General features: G+C 69.9%; 14 protein-coding genes. 8 read left to right on the forward strand and 6 right to left on the reverse strand.

The genetic code is table 11. The features are described from left to right. Positions 1–11: 11 nt before the first annotated feature. Complete coding sequence (locus H286_RS0107625) at positions 12–530, forward strand: adenine phosphoribosyltransferase (protein ID WP_018187898.1); 519 nt, start codon at positions 12–14, stop codon at positions 528–530. A 19-nt stretch (positions 531–549) separates the two neighbouring features. Here the strand turns inward: H286_RS0107625 and H286_RS0107630 are convergent, their stop codons facing one another. Next, on the reverse strand, positions 550–1,467 hold the full coding sequence (locus H286_RS0107630; RefSeq protein ID WP_020097664.1) for a 2-hydroxyacid dehydrogenase: 918 nt from the start codon (positions 1,465–1,467) through the stop codon (positions 550–552). Positions 1,468–1,535: 68 nt separating this feature from the next. Here H286_RS0107630 and H286_RS0107635 point away from each other — a divergent pair, with 68 nt between their 5' ends. Then, positions 1,536–4,082 (forward strand): excinuclease ABC subunit UvrA, encoded by a 2,547-nt coding sequence (locus tag H286_RS0107635; RefSeq protein WP_020097665.1) that lies wholly within the window; start codon positions 1,536–1,538, stop codon positions 4,080–4,082. A gap of 6 nt (positions 4,083–4,088) precedes the next feature. Here H286_RS0107635 and purQ read toward each other — a convergent pair whose 3' ends face one another. Next, positions 4,089–4,796, reverse strand: a complete 708-nt coding sequence (purQ, locus tag H286_RS0107640) for a phosphoribosylformylglycinamidine synthase subunit PurQ (RefSeq protein ID WP_018187901.1) — start codon at positions 4,794–4,796, stop codon at positions 4,089–4,091. Then, positions 4,793–5,038, reverse strand: coding sequence for a phosphoribosylformylglycinamidine synthase subunit PurS (purS, locus tag H286_RS0107645; protein ID WP_020097666.1), 246 nt, complete (start codon positions 5,036–5,038; stop codon positions 4,793–4,795). The genes purQ and purS overlap by 4 nt, the downstream gene beginning before the upstream one ends. A 230-nt stretch (positions 5,039–5,268) precedes the next feature. Here purS and H286_RS0107650 point away from each other — a divergent pair, with 230 nt between their 5' ends. From H286_RS0107650 to H286_RS0107670, 5 genes are all read left to right on the forward strand, one after another. After that, entirely contained in the window at positions 5,269–6,543 is a 1,275-nt protein-coding gene (locus tag H286_RS0107650) for an ABC transporter substrate-binding protein (protein ID WP_018187903.1), read from the forward strand. Between the two features lie 78 nt (positions 6,544–6,621). Beyond that, positions 6,622–7,650 (forward strand): carbohydrate ABC transporter permease, encoded by a 1,029-nt coding sequence (locus tag H286_RS0107655; RefSeq protein ID WP_018187904.1) that lies wholly within the window; start codon positions 6,622–6,624, stop codon positions 7,648–7,650. Then, complete coding sequence (locus tag H286_RS0107660; protein WP_018187905.1) at positions 7,647–8,564, forward strand: carbohydrate ABC transporter permease; 918 nt, start codon at positions 7,647–7,649, stop codon at positions 8,562–8,564. The genes H286_RS0107655 and H286_RS0107660 overlap by 4 nt, the downstream gene beginning before the upstream one ends. A gap of 43 nt (positions 8,565–8,607) precedes the next feature. Then, a complete protein-coding gene (locus H286_RS0107665) occupies positions 8,608–10,053 on the forward strand; it encodes a GH1 family beta-glucosidase (RefSeq protein ID WP_020665433.1) in 1,446 nt (481 codons plus the stop codon). After that, on the forward strand, positions 10,050–11,084 hold the full coding sequence (locus tag H286_RS0107670) for a LacI family DNA-binding transcriptional regulator (protein ID WP_018187907.1): 1,035 nt from the start codon (positions 10,050–10,052) through the stop codon (positions 11,082–11,084). Before H286_RS0107665 ends, H286_RS0107670 begins: the two co-directional genes overlap by 4 nt. 37 nt (positions 11,085–11,121) lie before the next feature. Here H286_RS0107670 and H286_RS0107675 read toward each other — a convergent pair whose 3' ends face one another. From H286_RS0107675 to H286_RS0107685, 3 genes are all read right to left on the reverse strand, one after another. Next, complete coding sequence (locus tag H286_RS0107675; protein WP_020097669.1) at positions 11,122–11,994, reverse strand: VOC family protein; 873 nt, start codon at positions 11,992–11,994, stop codon at positions 11,122–11,124. Between the two features lie 38 nt (positions 11,995–12,032). Further along, a complete protein-coding gene (locus H286_RS0107680; RefSeq protein ID WP_020097670.1) occupies positions 12,033–13,391 on the reverse strand; it encodes a uracil-xanthine permease family protein in 1,359 nt (452 codons plus the stop codon). A gap of 78 nt (positions 13,392–13,469) precedes the next feature. Next, a complete protein-coding gene (locus tag H286_RS0107685) occupies positions 13,470–14,405 on the reverse strand; it encodes a phosphoribosylaminoimidazolesuccinocarboxamide synthase (protein WP_231370914.1) in 936 nt (311 codons plus the stop codon). Between H286_RS0107685 and H286_RS0107690 the strand changes: the two genes are divergently transcribed. Further along, entirely contained in the window at positions 14,404–14,952 is a 549-nt protein-coding gene (locus tag H286_RS0107690) for a hypothetical protein (RefSeq protein WP_028497438.1), read from the forward strand. The genes H286_RS0107685 and H286_RS0107690 overlap by 2 nt on opposite strands. Positions 14,953–14,978: the final 26 nt, after the last annotated feature.

Below are 14,978 nucleotides of genomic sequence, written 5' to 3' on the forward strand. Positions count from 1 at the left end.
CTCTCGACCCAGTGAATCCCGACGCACTCGCCCGAGCCGAATCGCTCATCGCGACGATCCCCGACTTCCCCGAACCCGGCATCCTCTTCCGCGACATCTCGCCGCTGCTGGCCGACCCGGCGGCGCTGCGCACCATCGCGATGGCCATGGCCGAGCCGTTCGTCGGCTCGTTCGACGTGGTCGCCGGCGTCGAGGCGCGCGGCTTCCTGCTGGCGGGCGCGATCGCGATCGCCTCGGGCACGGGTCTCGCCCCGATCCGCAAGGCGGGCAAGCTGCCGCGCCCCGCCGGTTCGGTGAGCTACGACCTCGAGTACGGCAGCGCGACGATCGAGATGACGGACGACCTCTCCTCGGGCGCCCGCGTCCTGCTCGTCGACGACGTCCTCGCCACCGGCGGCACGCTCCGCGCCGGCCAGCAGCTGCTCGAGCAGCTCGGCTACAGCCTCGCCGGTACGTCCGTGCTGATGGAGCTCACCGCGCTCGAGGGCCGCTCCGTCTGCGGTCCCGTGCACAGCGTGTTCACCGTCTGATCACGGTTTCACCGTCTGATCAGGTCCGGATCACGACGTTCTCGGGCTCCTCGCCCGCGAGCAGGTGCCCGATCTGCCGACGCAGCAACCGTACGATCCGCGGGTGCATCGCGTCGGTCGCGCCCCCGACGTGCGGCGCGATGACGACGCCGTCGAGCGTCCAGAGCGGGTGATCCGCCGGCAGCGGCTCGGGGTCGGTGACGTCGAGGGCCGCACGGATGCCGCGGCTGCGGACGTGGGCGACGAGGGCGTCCGTGTCGATCAGCGACCCGCGTCCCACGTTCACGACGAGGGCGCCGTCGGGCAGGGCGGCGAGGAACGCGTCGTCGATGATGTGCCGCGTCCGGTCGCCGCCGGGGAGCGAGGCGACGACGATGTCGACGCGTGGAAGCAGCTCGGGCAGCTCGTCGACGCTGTGCACACGGATGCCGTCCTCGTCGCGCGCGCTCGAGGCGACCGGCACCAGTTCGACCTCGAAGGGGGCGAGGCGCGCGGCGATCGCCTTGCCGACGCCGCCGTAGCCGAGCAACATGACGCGCCGGTCGGCGAGTCCGGTGGCCTGGAAGGGGGTCCAGTCGCCCGTCGCCTGGGCGCGGACGAACCGGTCGATGCCGCGCTGCGCCGTCAGCGTGAGAGCGACGGCGAGCTCGGCGGTGGCCGCCTCGTGCACGGTCGCCGCGTTCGCGAAGACCGAGCCGGCGGGCAGCCGGTCCTCGATGCCCTCGTAGCCGATCGCCTGACCCTGGACGAGGCCGACCTCGACGCCCTCCAACAGGGGGAGCGGGCTGCCCTTCGACATGTACGGCGGGACGACGACGTCGATGCGCGGGCGGGGGGAGGGGGCATCCATCTTCCAGACGAACACATCGGCCCCCTCGATGTCGGAGAGGTCCTCGGCGAGGCGGGCGGTGGGGACGCTGACGCTGATCGAAGCCATGCGTTCGAGGCTATCGCCCGGCCCGGGGCCTCGGCCCGCGTCGCGGTCAGGACACCTAGGCTGGTTCGATGCCTGAAAACCCCCGCGGCGACGCCGATGCCTTCGTCCGCGTGCGCGGGGCGAACGAGAACAACCTGCGACACGTCGACGTCGACGTCCCCCGCGACGCGATCGTCGCCTTCACGGGCGTCTCGGGCTCGGGCAAGTCGTCGCTCGCGTTTGGCACCATCTTCACCGAGGCGCAGCGCCGGTACCTCGAGTCGGTCGCGCCGTACGCGCGGCGGCTGATCCAGCAGGGTCACGACCCGCACGTCGAGTCGATCACGGGGCTCCCGCCGGCCGTCGCGCTGCAGCAGCGGCGGGGCGCGCCGAGTTCGCGCTCCAGCGTGGGGACCGTCACGACCCTGTCGAACTCGCTGCGCATGCTGTTCTCCCGCGCGGGCACCTTCCCTGCCGGTTTCACGACGCGCCTCGACTCCGACGCATTCTCGCCGAACACGGCCGCCGGCGCCTGCCCCGAGTGCCACGGTGTCGGCGTCGCGCATACCGTGACCGAGGACACCCTCGTGCCCGACCCGTCGCTGAGCATCCGCGACGGCGCGATCGCCGCCTGGCCGGGGGCGTGGCAGGCCAAGAACCTCCGCGACATCACGATCGCCCTCGGCTACGACGTCGATCGCCCGTGGCGCGAGCTCGACCAGGCCGACCGCGACTGGCTCCTGTTCACCGACGAGCAGCCCGTCGTGCAGATCACGCCGCAGCGCGACCGCGTCGCGAAGCCCTACAACGGCACGTTCTGGAGCGCGAAGAAGTTCGTCTTCCACACCCTCGCCGACTCGCAGAGCGCGTCGATGCGCAGCCGCGTGCTCGGCTTCGTCCGCACCGGCGTCTGCCCGCTCTGCGGCGGCACGGGCCTGCGCCGCGAGGCGCTCGCCGTCACGTTCGCGGGGCACTCGATCGCCGAGCTGAACGCCCTGCCGATCCGCGAACTCGCCGAGGTCCTGCGTCCGACGACGCGGATCCGGGATGCCGCACCCGCCCTTCCGACCACCGCATCCGGTGAGCGCACCGACGTCGCCGTGGCCATCACGACCGACCTCGTCGCCCGCATCGAGGTGCTCCTCGACCTGGGTCTCGGCTACCTCGGACTCGGCCGGGTCACGACGACCCTCTCGCCCGGCGAGATGCAGCGGCTGCGCCTGGCGACCCAGCTCAGGTCGGGACTGTTCGGCGTCGTCTACGTCCTCGACGAGCCGTCGGCGGGGCTCCACCCCGCCGACGCGGCTCCGCTCCTCGATGTGCTCGAGCAGCTCCGCGCCTCGGGCAACTCGGTCTTCGTCGTCGAGCACAACATGGACGTCGTCCGTCGGGCCGACTGGATCGTCGACGTCGGTCCCGGCGCGGGTGAGGCCGGCGGCGCCGTCCTCTACTCCGGCGAGGTCGCGGGCCTGGCCGCCGTCGCCGACTCGGCGACGCGCCCGTTCCTGTTCCCCGACGAGAGCGCAGCTGTCCACCGCGAGCGCAGGGAGGCCACCGGCATCCTCTCGCTCCAGGGCGTCTCGCTGCACAACCTCGACGGCCTCGACGTGGAGGTCCCCCTCGGCGTGTTCACCGCCGTGACCGGTGTCTCGGGTTCGGGCAAGTCGACTCTGGTGAGTCGGGTGCTCCGCCAGGTGGTCGAGCGGCACGTGCGCGGCGACGTCGCTGAGACGGATGCCGACGACGCGGCGCTCGACGCCGACGACCCGTCCGAGCGCATCGCCGAGGCGACGCTCCCGTCATCGTCGACCGACACCCTGCGCGTCGGCTCGGTCACCGGGCTGGACGGCGTCGACCGCCTCGTGCGGGTCGACCAGAAGCCGATCGGTCGCACCCCGCGGTCGAATCTTGCGACGTACACAGGTCTTTTCGATGCCGTCCGCATAGTTTTCGCCGCGACCGACCTCGCCCGCGAACGCGGTTACGCGCCCGGCCGGTTCTCGTTCAACGTCGCGGGCGGCCGCTGCGAGACGTGCCTCGGCGAGGGGTACGTCTCGGTCGAGCTCCTCTTTTTGCCCGGTAGCTACGGCCGGTGCCCGACGTGCCACGGCGCGCGCTACAACCCCGAGACCCTCGAGGTGACGTACGACGGCAAGAACATCGCCGACGTGCTCGGGATGACGGTCGACGAGGCGGCACCGTTCCTCGCGGCGGTGCCCGCGGCATCCCGAAGCCTTCGGACCCTGCAGGACGTCGGCCTCGGCTACCTGCGTCTCGGGCAGCCGGCGACCGAGCTCTCGGGCGGCGAGGCGCAGCGGATCAAGCTCGCGACGGAGCTGCAGCGCGCGCGGCGCGGCCACACGCTCTACCTGCTCGACGAGCCGACGACCGGTCTGCATCCCTCCGACGTCCGGCTGCTGCTCGCGCAGTTGCACGCCCTCGTCGATTCGGGCGACACCGTCGTCGTGGTCGAGCACGAGATGGACGTCGTCGCGGCGGCCGACTGGGTCATCGACCTCGGTCCGTCGGGCGGGGATGCCGGGGGTCGCATCGTCGCGCAGGGGACCCCCGAAGCGGTCGCGGCAGCGCCCGACAGCCGCACGGGCCCGCACCTCGCCCGCAGGCTCGGCGGCTGAGGCGGCTCAGACGGCGGAGTGCACCACGGCCGAGACGGCCGCGGTGAAGAAGCGCAGTCCGTCCACGCCGGAGCGCATCGCCGCGGCGGTGTCGGGGCCGAAGCCCGGCTCGATCGCGTGCTCCGGGTGCGGCATGAGTCCGACGACGTTGCCGCGTTCGTTCGTGAGCCCCGCGATGTCGTCCATCGACCCGTTCGGGTTGACTCCCGCATACCGGAACGCGACGAGGTTCTCGCCCTGGATGCGGGCGAGCGTCTCGTCGGAGGCGATGTAGCCGCCGTCGGCGTTCTTGAGCGGGATGACGATCTCCTGGCCGCGGCGGAATTCGTTCGTCCAGGCGGTATCGGCGTTCTCGACCACCAGGCGCTGGTCGCGGCGGATGAACTGCTGGTGCGCGTTGCGGATCAGGCCGCCCGGCAGGAGGTGGGCCTCGACGAGCATCTGGAAGCCGTTGCAGATGCCGAGGATCGGCATGCCCTTGGCCGCGGCATCCTTCACCTCGGACATGATCGGCGCGAGCGCTGCGATCGCCCCGGCGCGCAGGTAGTCGCCGTAGCTGAAGCCGCCGGGCAGGACGAGGGCGTCGACGCCCTCGAGGTCGTGCGAGCCGTGCCAGAGGGCGACGGGCTCGGCGCCGGCGAGGCGGACGGCGCGACGCGCGTCGCCGTCGTCCAGCGAGCCGGGGAAGGTGATGACCCCGACGCGGACGGTCACTCGACGACCTCGATGCCCACGACGTCCTCGATCACGGAGTTCGAGAGGATCTCCTCGGCGATCGTGCGGACCGCGGCGAGGGTCTGCTCGTCGGCCGTCTCGACGGTGAGCTCGAACCGCTTGCCGATGCGGACGTCGCCGAATCCGGCGTGGCCGAGTCGCTGCAGCGCCCCGGAGACGGCCTTCCCCTGCGGGTCCAGAAGCTCGGCCTTGGGCATGACGTCGACGACGATGGTGGGCATCAGAAAGCTCCGGGATGTCGCGGGCAGGGGTGCGCGACCAGTCTAGAGCCCGCGGACGCAGCGCACCGTCCGCGTGCGTCGTGTGCTGTGACCAAACCGTGATGGCGATGGTGGGAGCGCTTCCTTGACAGTCGTGGGAGCGATCCCATAGCGTCAGACCCACTCGATGAGAGCGCTCCCATGGGGATGACCCTGCACCTCGCTCTCGCCACACCACAAAGGAGTGTTCTGTGAACGCACGCGCCCTGCGCCGCGTCGGTCTGATCGCCGGCGTCGCCACCACTTCCGCTCTCGTCCTCGCCGGCTGCGCCGGCGGCGGCGACCAGGGCGGCACCGGAGCCGAAGGCGAGAAGGTCACGCTGACCATCGCGACCTTCAACAACTTCGGCTACACCGACGAGTTCCTCCAGAAGTACGAGGACGCCAACCCGGGCGTCACGATCGTCCACAACAAGGCGGCCGAGTCCGGCGACGCCCGTAAGAACTTCTTCCAGAAGCTCGGCAAGGGCGGGCTCGCCGACATCGAGGCCGTCGAGGTCGACTGGCTCAGCGAGGCCATGCAGTACTCCGACCTGCTCGCTCCCGTCCCCGACGACCTCAAGGGTCGTTGGCTCGACTGGAAGGAGAAGGCGGCGACGGACCCCGAGGGCAACCTCATCGGCTACGGAACCGACATCGGTCCGCAGGCGATCTGCTACCGCTCCGACCTCTTCGAGGCAGCCGGCCTCCCGTCCGAGCCGGCCGAGGTCGAGGCGCTGTTCGACGGCGACTGGAACAACTACTTCGACGTCGCCGACAAGTACCGCGAAGCATCGGGCAAGTCGATGATCGACTCGGCGAACTCGGTCCTGCAGGGCATCGTCAACCAGATCGAGTACACCTACGACAAGCCCGACGGCTCCGTCATCGCCACCTCGAACCCCGAGATCGCCGACGCGTACAAGAGCGTCATCGAGCGCGCCGTCCCCAACTCCGCGTACTCCGCTCAGTGGGGCGACGACTGGATCGCGTCCTTCCAGGGCGACGACTTCGCGACCGTGCTGTGCCCCGGCTGGATGCAGGGCATCATCTCGGGCTACGCACCCGACCAGAAGAACTGGAAGATCGCCAACACGTTCCCGAACGGCGGCGGCAACTGGGGCGGTTCGTACCTGACCATCCCGGCCAACGGAAAGCACGTCGAGGAAGCGCAGAAGCTCGCCGCGTGGCTGTCCGCACCGGAGCAGCAGGTCGAGGCGTTCGTGAACGTCGGAGCCTTCCCGAGCCAGGTCGACGCGTACGAGAACGCAGACCTGCAGGGGTACGTGAACGACTACTACAACGGTGCGAAGACCGGCGAGATCGGTGCCGACCGCGCCGAGGCCGTCACGGTCCTCCCGTTCAAGAGCGCGAATTACTTCAAGTACCACGACGCGCTGCAGAACGCCGTGAACCGCGTCTTCGACAAGTCGGAGTCCGAGGATGCCGCGTGGAAGACCTGGGTCGCCGAGGTCGAGGCCTTCTGATCCGTCCCTGACCGGGATGCCGGCCGCGCTTGCGGCGGCCGGCATCCCCCCACCGCTCGACCACGACGGAGACGCCACGTGACCACCACCGACATCCGACCACAGACCCCCGTGGAGGACCGCCCGGCCGCCGGGGGTCGTCCGATCCGTGTGCTCTCGTTCCGCCAGCGGCTGAGCCGGTGGGACGTGAAGGTCTCGCCCTACCTCTACATCTCGCCGTTCTTCATCCTGTTCGCGATCGTGGGCCTGTTCCCGATCGGGTTCACCGCCGTGATCTCGTTCCAGGAGTGGGACCTGATCCGCAACTCCGGCACCTTCGTCGGGTTCGATCAGTACGCCTGGATCTTGAACGACCCGAAGTTCTGGGTCGCCCTCCGCAACACCTTCAGCATCTTCCTGCTCTCGACCGTCCCCCAGCTGCTGCTCGCGGTGTTCATCGCCGCGATGCTCGACCGCAACATCCGCGCCAAGACGTTCTGGCGGATGAGCGTGCTGCTCCCGTTCGTCATGGCCCCCGTCGCCGTCGCCCTGATCTTCAGCAACATGTTCGGCGACGTCCACGGCCTCGTGAACAACGCGCTGAGCACCATCGGGCTCGACCCGATCGCCTGGCACAAGGACCCGTTCTGGAGCCACGTCGCGATCGCCACCATGGTCAACTTCCGCTGGACCGGCTACAACGCCCTCATCCTCCTGGCGGCCATGCAGGCGGTGCCGCGCGAGTACTACGAGGCGGCCACGGTCGACGGCGCCGGCGCGTTCCGCCAGTTCGTCAGCATCACGCTGCCCTCGCTCCGCCCGACCCTCATCTTCGTGATCATCACCTCGACGATCGGCGGTCTGCAGATCTTCGACGAGCCGCGCATGTTCGACAACACCGGCGAGGGCGGACCCGCCCAGCAGTGGCTGACGATCACGCTGTACCTCTACAACATCGGCTGGGGCGAGTTCAATTTCGGCCGCGCCGCCGCACTTGCGTGGATCCTCTTCATCATCATCGTGGTGATCGGTCTCGCGAACCTCCTCATCACCCGCCGCCTCGTCCGCGACGAGGGCGGCCGTGGCGTGAGAACGCCCCGCCGCGCACGGAAGGACACCGCACGATGACCACCGTCAGCGAGCCGCCCCTGGCCATCGTCGAAGAGAACATCCCGAACGCCGCCCGCCGTCGGCGCGGGGAGCGCACCACCCGCATCCGCGGCGTCCGTGCCGGCTTCTGGGTCTACGTCGGGCTCGGCGTCGTCGCCGTGTCGGCGATCTTCCCCTACTACTGGTCGTTCCTCATCGGCTCGGGCGACCAGTTCACGATCAACGACCCGAACATGTCGTGGATCCCCGGCGCGAACTTCGTGACGAATGCCCTCTCGGTCATGAACGACCCGGCCGTCAACTTCTGGCTGGCCCTGTGGAACTCGGTCTTCAGCTCGACGCTGATCGCGGCATCCGTCGTCGTCTTCTCGACGCTCGCAGGCTGGGCGTTCGCGAAGCTGCGCTTCCGCGGCAGCAAGTTCCTGCTCGCCTTCGTCGTGGCCACCATGGCCGTTCCGATGCAGCTGGGCGTCGTGCCGTTGTACATCCTGTTCGCCGACCTCGGCTGGACCGGCACCATCGGCGCGATCATCATCCCGGCCCTCACAAGCGCCTTCGGCGTGTTCTGGATGACCCAGTACATCGGCCAGACGGTGCCCGATGAGCTCATCGAGGCGGCCCGTGTCGACGGCGCGAGTCAGATCCGCACCTTCTGGACGGTCGGTGTCACCGCGGCGCGGCCCGCTGCGGCCATGCTCTTCCTCTTCACCTTCGTCGGTGCGTGGAACCAGTTCTTCTGGCCGTTCATCGTGCTCGACCGGCAGAGCCCGACCCTCCCGGTCGCGCTGTCGCTCCTGCAGGCGAACTACTTCGTCGACTACTCGATCGTCCTCGCCGGTGTCCTGCTGGCCACCGTGCCGCTGATCCTGCTGTTCGTCTTCGCCGGCAAGCAGCTCGTCAGCGGCATCATGGCCGGCGCGGTCAAGGGCTGAGGGTCATCCCGTGAACGTGCTTTCGCAGGAGTACTCTGCCCCCGTGCCCGCTCGAATCCCGCGTCCCTTCCCGACCGACTTCCTCTTCGGAGCGGCGACCGCCGCGTACCAGATCGAAGGAGCCGCCTTCGAAGACGGTCGTACCGCGTCGATCTGGGACGCGTTCAGCCGTGTCCCGGGCGCGGTCATCGGCGCCGACAACGGCGACGTCGCCTGCGATCACTACCACCGCTACCGGGGCGACGTCGCCCTCATGAAGGAGCTCGGCCTCGACACGTATCGGTTCTCGACGTCATGGTCGCGCGTGCGTCCCGACGGCGGCCCGGTCAACCCGAAGGGCATCGACTTCTACGAGCGTCTCGTCGACGAGCTCATGGGCGCGGGCATCCGTCCCTGGCTCACTCTCTACCACTGGGATCTGCCGCAGGCTCTCGAGGAGCAGGGCGGGTGGACGGCGCGCGAGACGAGCGAGCGGTTCGCCGAGTACGCGCTGACGGTGCACGACGCCCTCGGGGATCGCGTCACCGATTGGACGACCCTGAACGAGCCGTGGTGCTCGTCGTTCCTCAGTTACACGGGCGGGATCCACGCCCCCGGCCGGTTCAGCATCGGTGACGGGATGCTGGCATCCCACCACCTGCTGCGCGGACACGGTCTCGTGGTCGAGGAGCTGCGCCGCCGCGACCCCGCGCTGAACCTCGGCATCACGCTGAACCTCACGGTCGCCGAGGCGGCCGATCCGGCGAAGGCCGAGGACGTCGACGCCGCACGCCGCATCGACGGCCAGTTCAACCGCTGGTTCCTCGACCCGATCTTCCGGGGGAGCTACCCGGCCGACATCGTCGAGAACATCCGCGCCGTCGACCCCGAGGCCGTCGCGCGGTTCGAGGCATCCGTCCATCACGGCGACCTCGAGACGATCTCGAAGCCGCTCGACGTGCTGGGCGTCAACTACTACCACGGCGAGTTCGTCGGCGGCACGGCCCCGGCCGACCCGCCGCTGCCCGGCGATGCGCCGACCGACCGCGTGGTGGGTTCGCCGTGGCCGGCGGGCGACGGCATCCACTGGTACGAGCGCGGACTGCCTCGCACGGCGATGCACTGGGAGGTGCAGCCCGCAGGGCTCACGGTGCTGCTCGAGCGGGTCTGGGACGAGTACGCGAAGGATGCCGGTACCGCCCTGTTCGTGACCGAGAACGGCGCGGCCTACGACGACGAGAGGGTCGTCGAGGGCGGCGAGGTCCGGGTGCACGACGCGGACCGCGTCGAGTTCCTGCGCGGCCACCTCGCGGCGATCCTCGACGCCGCCGATGCCGGCGTCGACGTGCGCGGCTACTTCTACTGGTCGCTCATGGACAACTTCGAGTGGGCGTGGGGGTACGACAAGAGGTTCGGGCTGATCCGGGTCGACTACGCCACGCAGGAGCGGACGTTCAAGGACAGTGCTCTGGAGTATCGTCGGGTCATCGCTGCCCGAGCGATCGAATGACAGCACTCTCCGAGGTGGCCGTGCCCGATACCCTTCACTCTCCGGTGACGATCGAAGAAGTCGCCGCGGCAGCGGGGGTCTCCCGGTCCACCGTCTCGCGCGTCGTCAACGGGTCGACGGCCGTCAGCCCCGCCGCGCTCGAGGCCGTCCGCCGTGCGATCGACGAGCTCAACTACGTGCCCAACCGCGCGGCGCGGTCGCTGGCGAGCCGCGCGACGATGGCGATCGCCCTCGTCGTCCCCGAGGACACGACCCGGTTCTTCGGGGACCCGTTCTTCGCGGCCATCGTGACCGGCATCAACAAGCGCGTCTCGAAGTCGGACTACGTCCTCAACCTGATCATCGCGAGCGATGATCCGAACGACAAGGCGACGGAGTACCTCCGCAGCGGCGCCGTCGACGGCGCGATCATCGTCTCGCACCACACGAGCGACGCCTTCATCGACCGGATCGCCGCGGCCGTGCCCGTCGTCTACGGCGGCCGTCCTGTGCGGGAGCGGGAGCGGGACTACTACGTCGACGTCGACAACGTCGAGGGTGGCCGGCTCGCGACGCAGCACCTGCTCGACCAAGGCCGCACCCGCCTCGCGACGATCACCGGCCCCACGACGATGCCCGGCGGCATCGACCGTCTGACGGGCTTCCTCGAAGCGCTGGATGCCGCGGGCCTCGCGCCCGTCGCGGTCGAGGACGGCGACTTCACCGCCGCGGCGGGGGCTGCGGCCGTCCGGCGGATCCTCGACTCCGGTGCGGCGTTCGACGGCCTCTTCGCGGCGAGCGATCTCATGGCGCGGGGGATCCTCGTCGAGCTCGCTCGTGCGGGACTCCGCGTTCCCGAGGACGTCGCGATCGTCGGGTACGACGATTCGCCGGTCGCCACGTCGGTCTCACCGACCCTGACGACGGTGCGGCAGCCGTCGCTCCAGCAGGGCGAGGTCATGGCGGACGTGCTGCTGACCTTGTTGGCGGGCGGTCTCCCGCCGCGCGAGACGCTGCTCGAGACGCAGCTCGTGGTGCGCGAGTCCGCCTGAGGGTTCCTGCGCCGCGCGCGCGGGCTGGTGCGTCGGTTTACCGGACGGCGGCGTGGAGGACGTTGCGCCACGGGTCGGTGAACGACACCGTGCGTCCGTCGTCGGCGATCTGCACGCCGTGGTGGCTCAAGCGCTCGCGGAGCTCACCGAGGCTGTCCTGATCGGGCAGGGCCAGGTCGACCCGGCCGAGGCCGAGGGCGGGCATCCTCGGCCCGGCGCCGCGGGAGTTCCAGACGTTCATCGCCATGTGGTGGTGGTAGCCGCCCGCGCTCACGAAGAGCGCTGAGCCGCCGAGCTCGGCCGTCACGTCGAAACCGAGCGCGTCGACGTAGAACTCTCGCGCGGTCCGCACGTCACCGACCGAGAGGTGGACGTGACCGACGGATGCCGCATCATCGGCGCTCGCGCCCTGGGCCGCGGCATCCGTCAGATGTTCACGGAGGAACGCGTTGGGGTCGAGGTAGAGGGTGTCCATCTCGACCTGGCCGTGGGTCCACGACCAGGCGGTGCGTTCGCGGTCCCAGTAGAGCTCGATGCCGTTGCCCTCGGGGTCGGTGGCGTAGAACGCCTGGCTCACGAGGTGGTCGGCGCTGCCGGTGAACGACTGCGGAGCGTGCTGCGCGAGCGAGAACAGCGCGGCGGCCAGCGCCGTCTGCGACTCGAAGAGGATCGCGGTGTGGAACAGGCCCGCGGCGCCGGCGGGTGCGTGGCGGAGCGCCGGCTCGTGGCGGAGGACGACGATCGGGCGCCCGGCGCGGCCCAGCGTGACGGTGTCGCCCGCCGCGTCGAGCACCGCGAGCGTGACGACGTCACGGTAGTACCGCGTCATCCCGTCGAGGTCGCCGACGAGCAAGGTGACCGCGCCCATCGAGGTGGTGGGGGCGAGCCGGTCGAGCGCGGACGTATTCATGTGAATATGCAACGCGGCCGCGCCCGACGTTGTTCCCGTCAGTCCGGGTCGCCGCCGAGCTGTCCGATCGGGACGATGGGACCGCCGTCATCCGCTCCGGTCTTGCGGGCCCGGGCGATCGCATTGCCGGCGTGATAGATCACGAGCGCTGCCACGGTACCGAGGACGATACCGCCGAACTGCAGCTGACCGAGGTCCATCGTGAAGTTCGCGATCGCGATGACGAAGGCGACCGCGACCGTGTACTGGTTGACCGGGCGCGAGAAGTCGACCTGGTTGTCGACCCAGATCTTGATGCCGATGACGCCGATGAGGCCGTAGAGCGCCGTCGTGACGCCGCCGATCACGCCGCTCGGGATCGTGAAGAGCACAGCACCGACGACGGGCGAGAACGACAGCAGCACGGCGATGATGCCGGCCACCCAGTACGCCGCCGTCGAGTAGATGCGGGTCGCGGCCATGACGCCGATGTTCTCGCCGTAGGTGGTCGTGCCCGAGCCGCCGAACGCGCCGGCGAGGGTCGTCGCAAGGCCGTCGGCGAGAAGGGCGCGGCCGGTCCGCTTGTTGACCGTGGGGTCGCCGGTCATGGTCGCGACGCCGCGCACGTGGCCGACGTTCTCGGCCACGAGGACGAGGACGACGGGCAGGAACATCGGCAGGAGGCCCCACGCGACCGGATCGCCGAAGGAGGGCAGGTGGAAGGTCGGAAGGCCGATCCACTGCCCCTGGTCGATCAGCGTGGTGACGCCCGAGAAGTCGACTTTGCCCATGATGAGCGCGGCGATGTAGCCGACGACGACGCCGAGGAAGATCGAGACGCGTCCGAGGATGCCGCGGAACAGCACCGCGAACAGGATGCACGCGACCAGGGTGATGGTCGCGAGCACGGCGTCGGTCTTGAAGTTGTTCCACGCGGCCGGCGCGAGGTTGAGACCGATGAGGGCGACGATCGCGCCCGACACGACGGGGGGCATGAGCTTCTCGAGCCACCGCGTTCCCGTCGCCTGCACGAGGAAGCCGATGCCGGCGAGCAGGATGCCGGCGACGAACACGCCGACGAGCGCCTGGCCGATCTGCTCCGGGCTGTCGAGCGGCTTGCCCTGGCCCGGGCCGAAGGCGGTGATCGGCGCGATGAACGCGAACGACGAGCCGAGGTAGCTGGGCAGTTTGTTGCGCGTGAGGAGCAGGAACAGGAGCGTGCCGAGTCCCGAGAACAGCAGCGTCGTGCTGACGGGGAACCCGGTCAGCAGCGGCACCAGGAACGTCGCGCCGAACATGGCCACGACGTGCTGTGCGCCGATCGCGATCGTGCTGCCCCAGCCGAGACGCTCGCTCGGGGTGACGACGGCTCCGGGGGCGACGCGGCGTCCGTCGCCGTGAAGGGTCCAGATGGGCATGCGCGTGCTCCTCAGATGGTGGGGGATGCCTGGGGTCAGGCTACCTGGGAGCAGGCTGTACGTGCGGGAGCGACGCTGTCAGGACGTGAGGCGTTCCAGGAGTTCGCGATACTTGGCCGCGGTCTGCTCGACGACGTCGGCCGGCACGGCAGGAGGCGTTCCCTCTTTGTTCCAGTTCGCCGCGAGCCAGTCGCGGACGATCTGCTTGTCGAAGCTCGCCATGCGTTCGGCCGGCGTCGAGCCGGTGCGCCAGGTCTCGGCATCCCAGTACCGCGACGAGTCGCTCGTGAGGACCTCGTCGGCGAGGGTGAGGACGCCGTCGGTGTCGTAGCCGAACTCGAACTTCGTGTCGGCGAGGATCAGTCCCTTCGCCTCGGCGAGGGCGGCGGCGCGGCGGTAGACCTCGAGCGACGCGTCGCGCAGCGCGGCCGCGCGGGTCTCGCCGACGAGCTCGACGCTGCGCTCGAACGAGATGTTCTCGTCGTGCTCGCCCAGCGGTGCCTTGTACGCGGGGGTGTAGATCGGCTCGGGCAGGCGATCCCCGTTGTGCAGGCCCGACGGGAGCGGGATGCCGCAGACGGTGCCGTCGGCCTGATACTCGGCCCACCCCGACCCGGTGAGGTACCCGCGGACGACGCACTCGATCGGCTGCATGTCGAGTTCGCGGACCACCATGGCGCGGCCGGCGACCTCGGCGGGCGGCTCGACGCCCTCGATCAGGTGATTCGGGATCGGCCGGCCGCCGTCGGCACCCGCGAGCTGCGCGAACCACCACAGGCTCAAGCGCGTGAGGAGCTCGCCTTTGCCCGGGATGCCGGGGTCGAGCACCTGGTCGAACGCGCTGACGCGGTCACTGGCGACCACCAGCATCCGTCCGTCCGTGCCGTCGGCGGGGCGGTAGAGGTCCCGGACCTTGCCCGAGTACACGTGGGTCCATCCGGGCAGGGCAGTCGCGGCATCCGTCACCCGGCCATTATCGCGGGCGGCGCGCGCCCGTGCGTACCCTGTCGTCATGCGCCGCCCGCTCCTCGCCTTGACCGCTCTCACGCTGTCGCTCGGTCTGAGCGGCTGCATCTCCACGACGGGGGTGGAAGACGCGGCGCCCTCGCCGAGTCCGTCCATGCCGGTGTCGTCCGCGCCGTCGCCGTCCTCGACTCCGTCCCCGTCTGCATCGCCGGAGTCCGAGGAGCCGGCGGACCCGCCGTACGACATCCCTGTCGAGGATCCGCTCGAGGCGAGCCGACTCGTCTTCACCGGTGACGCGGTCGGCGTCGAGCCCGTGACCTCCCTGAACGTGTCGGCCAGCGCGGTGCGCGACCAGGAGTACACCCTGGAATTCGACTGCATCCCGCGTGACGCGACCATCACCCTCTCGTTGAGTCCCGCGGCCGGCGAGGACGAGCCGCCCGTGACGATCAAGGGGCCCATCACGGTCACGCAGGGGTGCGGTGCCCCGGGGCGTCTGACGGGAATCACCGTCGACCGCATGGTCGGCATCCAGATCACGGCGATCACCGACGGCGTGGATCGGGCGTGGGCGATCCTCCGCGCGGCCGACTGACGACTGCGGCTTCATCTCGAACAGGC

This window comes from Microbacterium sp. 11MF (assembly GCF_000383475.1).
Lineage (GTDB): Bacteria > Actinomycetota > Actinomycetes > Actinomycetales > Microbacteriaceae > Microbacterium > Microbacterium aquilitoris.

Excerpts from the sequence above, each read along its gene's own strand:
- H286_RS0107630 (WP_020097664.1), bottom strand. The coding sequence starts at position 1,467 with ATGGCTTCGATCAGCGTCAGCGTCCCCACCGCCCGCCTCGCCGAGGAC.
- H286_RS0107635 (WP_020097665.1), top strand. The coding sequence starts at position 1,536 with ATGCCTGAAAACCCCCGCGGCGACGCCGATGCCTTCGTCCGCGTGCGC.
- purS (WP_020097666.1), bottom strand. The coding sequence starts at position 5,038 with ATGCCCACCATCGTCGTCGACGTCATGCCCAAGGCCGAGCTTCTGGAC.
- H286_RS0107660 (WP_018187905.1), top strand. The coding sequence starts at position 7,647 with ATGACCACCGTCAGCGAGCCGCCCCTGGCCATCGTCGAAGAGAACATC.
- H286_RS0107670 (WP_018187907.1), top strand. The coding sequence starts at position 10,050 with ATGACAGCACTCTCCGAGGTGGCCGTGCCCGATACCCTTCACTCTCCG.
- H286_RS0107675 (WP_020097669.1), bottom strand. The coding sequence starts at position 11,994 with ATGAATACGTCCGCGCTCGACCGGCTCGCCCCCACCACCTCGATGGGC.
- H286_RS0107680 (WP_020097670.1), bottom strand. The coding sequence starts at position 13,391 with ATGCCCATCTGGACCCTTCACGGCGACGGACGCCGCGTCGCCCCCGGA.
- H286_RS0107690 (WP_028497438.1), top strand. The coding sequence starts at position 14,404 with ATGCGCCGCCCGCTCCTCGCCTTGACCGCTCTCACGCTGTCGCTCGGT.
- H286_RS0107685 (WP_231370914.1), bottom strand. The coding sequence starts at position 14,405 with ATGACGACAGGGTACGCACGGGCGCGCGCCGCCCGCGATAATGGCCGG.